We start from the raw sequence: 6,769 nt of genomic DNA, 5'->3' as shown, positions 1-6,769 counted from the left end.
CTGCGCCTCCTGCGTCGCCCGCGTCGAAAAGGCGCTGAAGGCCGTGCCGGGCGTCGCCGACGCCGCCGTCAACCTGGCGACGGAAAAGGCGACGCTGCGCCTGCTTCCCGGCGCGGTGGCGACGACAGCGCTCGAGGCCGCGGTCGCCAAGGCCGGTTATGCGCTGCGCCGGCCGGAGACCGCCGCGCCGCAGGACGACGCCAACGACCGGCGCGACGCGGAGATCGGCCAGCTGAAGCGGCTGGTCCTCGTCGCCGCCCTCTTGACGCTGCCGCTCTTCGTCCTCGAAATGGGATCGCATCTCAGCGCCGCCGTGCACGACCTGGTGATGGCGACGATCGGCATGCGCGGCAATCACCTCCTCCAGTTCGCACTCGCCAGCGCCGTGCTTTTCGGGCCGGGGCTGCGCTTCTTCCGGCAGGGTGTGCCGAACCTCCTGAGGTGGACGCCCGACATGAACTCGCTGGTCGTGCTCGGCACCTCCGCCGCCTGGGGCTATTCGGTGGTGGCGACCTTCGCGCCCGCCCTGCTGCCGGCGGGAACGGTCAATGTCTATTACGAGGCCGCCGCCGTCATCGTGACGCTGATCCTCCTCGGCCGCTATCTCGAGGCGCGCGCCAGGGGGCGGACGAGCCTGGCGATCCGGCGCCTCGTCGGCCTGCAGGCGAAGACCGCCGTCGTCGCGCGCGGCGACGAGTTCGTCGAGATCCCGGTCGGCGACGTGACGGCCGGCGACCTCGTGCGCATCCGGCCCGGCGAGAAGATCCCGGTCGACGGCACCGTCGCCGACGGCAGCTCCTATGTCGACGAATCCATGGTGACGGGCGAACCGGTGCCGGTCGAGAAGCAGCCGGGCAGCGCGGTCGTCGGCGGCACGATCAACGGCACCGGCGCCTTCACCTTCACGGCGACGAAGGTCGGCAGCGAGACGCTGCTGGCCGGCATCATCCGCATGGTGGAAGCCGCGCAGGGCGCCAAGCTGCCGATCCAGACGCTCGTCGACCGGATCACCGGCTGGTTCGTGCCGGCGGTCATCGCGGCGGCGCTCGTCACCTTCGCCGCCTGGTTCGTCTTCGGCCCCGCGCCGGCGCTCACCTACGCGCTCGTCAATGCGGTCGCGGTGCTGATCATCGCCTGCCCCTGTGCCATGGGGCTTGCGACGCCCACCTCGATCATGGTCGGCACCGGCCGCGCCGCCGAACTCGGCATCCTGTTCCGCAGGGGCGAGGCGCTGCAGAGCCTGCGCGAGGCCGGGGTCGTCGCAGTCGACAAGACGGGCACGCTGACGAGGGGCCGGCCGGAGCTCACCGACCTCGTCGTCGCCGACGGCTTCGAGGCCGACCGGGTGCTGGCGCAGGTCGCAAGCCTCGAGGCCCGGTCGGAACATCCGATCGCCGCGGCGATCGTCGCGGCCGCCGCGGCAAAGGGGCTTGCCCTTGCCGACGCGCAGGGCTTCGTCGCCCTCCCCGGTTTCGGCGTGCGCGGCCGGGTCAGGGGCGCCGAGGTGCTCGTCGGCGCCGACCGGGCGCTCGCCGGGGCCGGCATCGCCGTTGCGCCGTTCGCCGCCGAGGCCGAGCGGCTCGGCGCGCTGGGCCGGTCGCCGCTCTACGCGGCGATCGACGGCCGGCTTGCCGCCATCATCGCCGTTGCCGATCCGGTCAAGGAGACGACGCCGGCGGCGATCGCCGCGCTGCATGCGCTCGGCCTGCGGGTCGCGATGGTGACCGGCGACAACCGCCGCACGGCAGAGGCCATCGCCCGCACGCTCGGCATCGACGAGGTGGTGGCCGAAGTGCTGCCGGAGGGCAAGGTCGAGGCCGTCCGGCGGCTTGGCGCCGATGGCCGCAAGGTCGCCTTCGTCGGCGACGGCATCAACGACGCGCCGGCGCTCGGCGCGGCGGATGTCGGGATCGCGGTCGGCACCGGCACCGACATCGCCATCGAGAGCGCCGACGTCGTGCTGATGTCGGGCGATCTTCGCGGCGTGCCGAAGGCGATCGCGCTCAGCAGGGCGACGATCGGCAACATCCGGCAGAACCTGTTCTGGGCCTTCGCCTACAACGTGCTGCTGATCCCGCTCGCCGCCGGCGCGCTCTACCCGCTCAACGGCACGCTGCTGTCGCCGGTCTTCGCGGCCGGCGCGATGGCGCTGTCCAGCGTCTTCGTGCTCGGCAACGCGCTCCGGCTGCGCCGCGCCGATCCGGCCTGAAACGAGAGACCCGCCCGGCGGGCAGCGATGGAGGAACGACGATGAATATCGGCGAGGTTTCGAGGGAAAGCGGCATCTCGGCCAAGATGATCCGCTACTACGAGCGCATCGGCCTCATCCGGCCGGCGCCCCGCAGCGGCGCGAGCTACCGGCTCTACGCCCCGGCCGACGTGCACACGCTGCAGTTCATCCGCCGGGCGCGCGATCTCGGCTTCTCGGTCGAGCAGATCCGCACGCTGCTGGCGCTCTGGCACGACCGCGCGCGGGCGAGCGCCGACGTCAAGGCGCTGGCGCTCGCCCATGTCGCGGAACTCGAACGCAAGATGGCCGAGATCGAGCAGATCACGCGCACGCTCAGGCATCTGGCGAGCCACTGTCACGGCGATGCCCGTCCCGACTGCCCGATCATCGAGGAGATCGCCAAGGCCTCGTGAGGGGAACGCGGCTCACGGCGTCAGCGCGACATCGACCCAGAAGCGCGTGAACCCTTCCGCGAATTCGCGGTAGCCGCTGAGCGAGGACGGCTTGACCGCATAGGCGTTGGCACCGCTCTCGTAGGCCCGTTCGACGTCGGCGATCGAGGCGGAGGACGACAGCATGATGACCGGCGTGAGGGCCGTCAGGCTCCGGGTCCTCAGCCGGCGAAGCAGGTCCACGCCATTCGTGCCGGGCATGTTGATGTCGAGCAGGATATAGTCGAATTCCTCGTTCGCCAGGCGGTCGCTGGCGGCCTCGGCATCGTTGACATGGGTGATGTCGAGCCGGCGGCCGGTCTCCGAGAAGGCGCGAAGCACGAAGCGCGCATCGGCGGCGTCGTCGTCGACCACCATCAGCTTCTTTGGCGCATCTCCCATGGCTGTGCCTCCTCGTTTTCGGATGTCTCCGGAAACGTCACGACGAAGCGTGCGCCCGGACGATAGTCCGTGTCAAGCGCGATCACCGCGTTGTGGCTTTCGACGATCCGCTTGGCGAGCGCCAGCCCGATGCCGGTCCCCTTGTAGGTGCTCTCGTCGCGGTGAAGCCGTTGAAAGACATCGAAGATCCGCGCCGCACGCCGCGGGTCTATGCCGATGCCGGAGTCTTCCACGACGAAGTCGACGCCGCTTTCGCGTTTGCGCCCGTAGATGCGCACCCGGGCCCGCTCGCCGGGCACGTGGTACTTCAGGGCATTGCCGATCAGGTTCTGTGCGAGCCGGACCAGGAGGTCGGGGTCGCCGCTCACCGCCGGTAGCGGACCGATCTCGATCTCCGCGTCGTTTTCGAGCACATGGCTCTCGAGCAGGAGCAACGCCTCGTCCACGACCTCGCGCAGGTCGACCCGGCGCCGCCCGACGATCTGGTAGGCGATCTGCGCATAGTCGAGCAGGCTGTCGACGAGCCGCCTCATCCGCTGGCTGCTCTGCCGGATGTGCTCGGCATACTGCGCCAGCTCGTCCGTTCGCTGTCGCTCGATGTCCTCGATCAGCATATCGGCGAACATCGAGAGATGGCGCAGCGGCGCCTTGAGGTCGTGCGACACGGTGGCGGTGAACTGGTCGAGCGCGAGATTCTTGCGCTCCAGCTCCTCCCGCTGTTCGGCGAGGCGCTGCCGCTGCGCCTTCGCGTCCGTCACGTCGCGTCCGACGACCAGGAAGTCCATCAGGCGGTCTCCCGCGAACACGGCCGTCACGTCCCACTGCACCCAGATCTCGGAGCCGTCCGGCAGTTTCTGCAGGATGTCGCGGGCATTCGTCGGCGTTTCCCGGCTAAAGGCGGCGAGACTGTCGATCGTGCGCTCATGGAATTCCGGCGGCACGAGGTTCAGGATATCCGTGCCGATCATCGCCTCGCTGGTGCGGCCGTAGAGTGCCGCATATTTGTCATTGCAGAAGCGAATGATGCGGTCGGGGGTAAAGCGGCAGATCATGTCGGGCAGGTTCTGCAGCAGCGAGAGATATTCCCGGCGCTTCGCCTCCAGCGCCAGTTCGGCCCGCTTGATGTCGCTGACGTCGAGCCACAGCGCCACGATGTCGCCGGCGGCCGTCATATGGCTTTCCGCGCGCATCCAGCGCCCGCCGGCGACGGCGAACACCGCGGGCGTGCCATGCCTGTGGTCGGCAAGCCGCGCGGCGACCCAGACGTCGGCCCCCGGCGCGTCGGGCGCGATGCCGTCATAGACGCCGGCCTCGAGGTTGGCGCGCACGATCCGTTCGAGCGTGACGCCCACCCGCACGGCACTGGCCGCCGCGCCGCAGCGGTCGCGGAAGGCCTTGTTGAACATCACGAGGCGTTCCTCGGGATCGAAGATGGCAAATCCTTCCGGTATGGTATCGAGCGCCGCGCTGATGCGCTCGCCGAGCAGAACCTCCTCGGTGTGGCTGCCGCCGCCGACGATGCTGCGCAGGACAAGCGCAAAATACGGACCTGTCGCGTCAGGGGTGAGCGCGATGACATGCGCCGTCGCCTCGAAGGTGGAGCCGTCCGGGCGCCTGAAGCCGAGCACCTGGGTCAGGTGGCTGCCGAAAGCGGCGAGTTCGGCCAGCGGCCTGTCGGGCGGCAGCACGTGGCGTTCCCCCCCGCCGCTTCCGCCGTCCTCGCTGCGGACGAGCTTCAGGGCGCGCGACGCCGCCTCGTTGGCGTCCCGCGTCCGGCAATCGGAATCGACGACGAGGACCGGGAACGGCAGCGACTGGCAGAGCGACGCTGCGAGATCGGACTGCACAAAACCCATTCAGCAATTCATCCGCCGACGTTTGAAAACGCCGCCATCATACACAGCTCGCCGGCATTTCCTACCCGCCGCGAGACGACGCCCGCGCGGATCACGGCTCAGCGCACCGCGGCTGCGTATCCGTCCGGGCGGCACGGAAAGCGCACGACGAAACGGGCGCCGCCGTCATAGCCCGTGTCGAGCGTGATGGCGCCGCCGTGGCTTTCGGCGATGCGCTTTGCGAGCGCAAGGCCGATGCCGGTGCCCGGGTAGACCGTCTCGTCCCGGTGCAGCCGCTGGAAAACGTCGAAAATCTTCTCGGCGTGGCGGGGCGCGATACCGATGCCCTCGTCCTCCACGACAAAGGTCGCTGCATCCTGCGTGCGTCCGCCGCCGATGCGCAGGACCGGGATCGCATCGGGCCTGCGGTACTTGATCGCATTGCCGATGAGGTTCTGCACAAGCCGCTTCAGGAGCTCGGGATCGCCCTCCACGACGGGCAGGTCGCCGACCGTGATCATCGCCCGTGATTCGAGAATCTGCGGCTCCAGCAAAAGCAGCGCGTCGTCGACGACACCGGCAAGCGGCACGGCCCGCACGGTGCCGATCTGATAGGCGATCTGCGAATATTCGAGAAGGCTCTCGACGAGACGCTGCAGGCGCATTGCGCTCTTCTGCACGTGATCGGCATAGGCGGCGAGTTCCTCCATGCGGCCCTGCCTGACCTCCTCGGTGATCATCTCGGAGAACATGGCGACATGGCGCAGCGGCGCCTTGAGGTCGTGCGAGACGGTGGCGGTGAACTGGTTCAGCGCCTCGTTCTTGCGCTTGAGCTCCAGCGCCTGCGCCGCCACCCTCGCCTGCTCGCGCTTGAGATCGCTGATGTCGCGACCGACCGAGACGATTTCGGGACAGCCGGCATCGTCGAAGACGGCAAGCAGCGACCACAGGATCCACGTATCGGGCCTCCCGGCCCGCTGATGCAGCACCTCCTTCGAACTGATCTCCTCGCCGGGACGGACGGATGCGAAGGCCAGCCGCGTCGGTTCGCGCATGTATTCGGGAACATGGTCGAGCAGATCGGTGCCGACCATGGCCTCCGGGGTCGAGCCGAAGAACGCCGCATAGTTGGTGTTGACGAAAAGCACCCGCCGGTCGCGCGTGAACCGCCCGACAAGGTCGGGAATGTTCTGAAGCAGCGCCAGATGCTCGCGCCGCTGCATTTCGAGTGCAAGCTCCGTCTTCTTCATGGCGGAGACGTCGACACGCAGCGCGATGGTGTTCCCGTCCGGCGCCTTGTGATCCTCCGCCCTCAGCCAGCCATCGGGCCCGTAGGGGAAGACCCGCGGCTCCTCGGGAGGATTGCGGAAGGCGGCAAGCCGCTCCTCGAGCCAGCGCGCCGCCTCGGGCGAGCCGCGGTCCAGGGCCCGGTACCCGCCGCTGTCATAGGCGATATGCATGATCTCCTCGGCCGTCATGCCCTTCTCGATATGGGGGCCGGCGCCGCCGCACAGGCGCCTGTAGGCAGAATTGAAAAGCACGAGGCGCTCGTCCCTGTCAAAGATCGCGAAACCCTCGGTGATGGTCTCAAGCGCGGTGTCCAGCCTTTCGATCGCCCGCCGGCGCTCCTCGTCCAACCGCAGGTTCTCGGTGAGATCCTGGATGACGCCGACGAAGCCGGCCGGTGCGCCATCCGGGTCCTTCACCAGCGTGGAGCGAAGCTGGCCGGTGAACGTCGTGCCGTCCCTGCGGCGAAACAGATAGTCGGAATCGACGGCGGCCCGCGGCGCCGGCAGTGTCGAGCGTTTCGTCATGCATCGCTCGTATTCCTCGTCCGACGCATAGAGCAGGCGCGCCGGTGCACCGGCAAA

Annotated in this window: 5 protein-coding genes; 2 read left to right on the top strand and 3 right to left on the bottom strand. The window is 68.8% G+C overall.

The window, feature by feature from the left end:
* Together LXM94_RS25110 and cueR are read left to right on the top strand one after the other, a co-directional pair.
* The coding region (locus tag LXM94_RS25110; RefSeq protein ID WP_235774526.1) for a heavy metal translocating P-type ATPase at positions 1 to 2,209 on the top strand (2,209 nt) is incomplete at its 5' end.
* A gap of 41 nt (positions 2,210 to 2,250) precedes the next feature.
* The gene (gene cueR / locus LXM94_RS25105; RefSeq protein WP_235774524.1) at positions 2,251 to 2,643 is read left to right on the top strand and encodes a Cu(I)-responsive transcriptional regulator; all 393 of its coding nucleotides are present in this window, start codon (positions 2,251 to 2,253) and stop codon (positions 2,641 to 2,643) included.
* 12 nt (positions 2,644 to 2,655) lie between these two features.
* Here cueR and LXM94_RS25100 read toward each other — a convergent pair whose 3' ends face one another.
* The 3 genes from LXM94_RS25100 to LXM94_RS25090 form a co-directional block, all read right to left on the bottom strand.
* Positions 2,656 to 3,063 (bottom strand): response regulator, encoded by a 408-nt coding sequence (locus LXM94_RS25100; RefSeq protein WP_329605648.1) that lies wholly within the window; start codon positions 3,061 to 3,063, stop codon positions 2,656 to 2,658.
* The gene (locus tag LXM94_RS25095; protein ID WP_235774522.1) at positions 3,039 to 4,919 is read right to left on the bottom strand and encodes an ATP-binding protein; all 1,881 of its coding nucleotides are present in this window, start codon (positions 4,917 to 4,919) and stop codon (positions 3,039 to 3,041) included. The genes LXM94_RS25100 and LXM94_RS25095 overlap by 25 nt, the downstream gene beginning before the upstream one ends.
* Before the next feature lie 98 nt (positions 4,920 to 5,017).
* Positions 5,018 to 6,769 (bottom strand): ATP-binding protein (locus tag LXM94_RS25090; protein WP_235774520.1); only part of this gene is annotated, 1,752 nt, incomplete at its 5' end.

The organism is Rhizobium alarense, assembly GCF_021555155.1.
GTDB lineage: Bacteria > Pseudomonadota > Alphaproteobacteria > Rhizobiales > Rhizobiaceae > Rhizobium_D > Rhizobium_D alarense.
The sequence above is the reverse complement of the archived record's forward strand: the minus strand, read 5'-3'. Positions and strand labels throughout refer to the sequence as shown.

Excerpts from the sequence above, each read along its gene's own strand:
- cueR (WP_235774524.1), top strand. The coding sequence starts at position 2,251 with ATGAATATCGGCGAGGTTTCGAGGGAAAGCGGCATCTCGGCCAAGATG.
- LXM94_RS25100 (WP_329605648.1), bottom strand. The coding sequence starts at position 3,063 with ATGGGAGATGCGCCAAAGAAGCTGATGGTGGTCGACGACGACGCCGCC.
- LXM94_RS25095 (WP_235774522.1), bottom strand. The coding sequence starts at position 4,919 with ATGGGTTTTGTGCAGTCCGATCTCGCAGCGTCGCTCTGCCAGTCGCTG.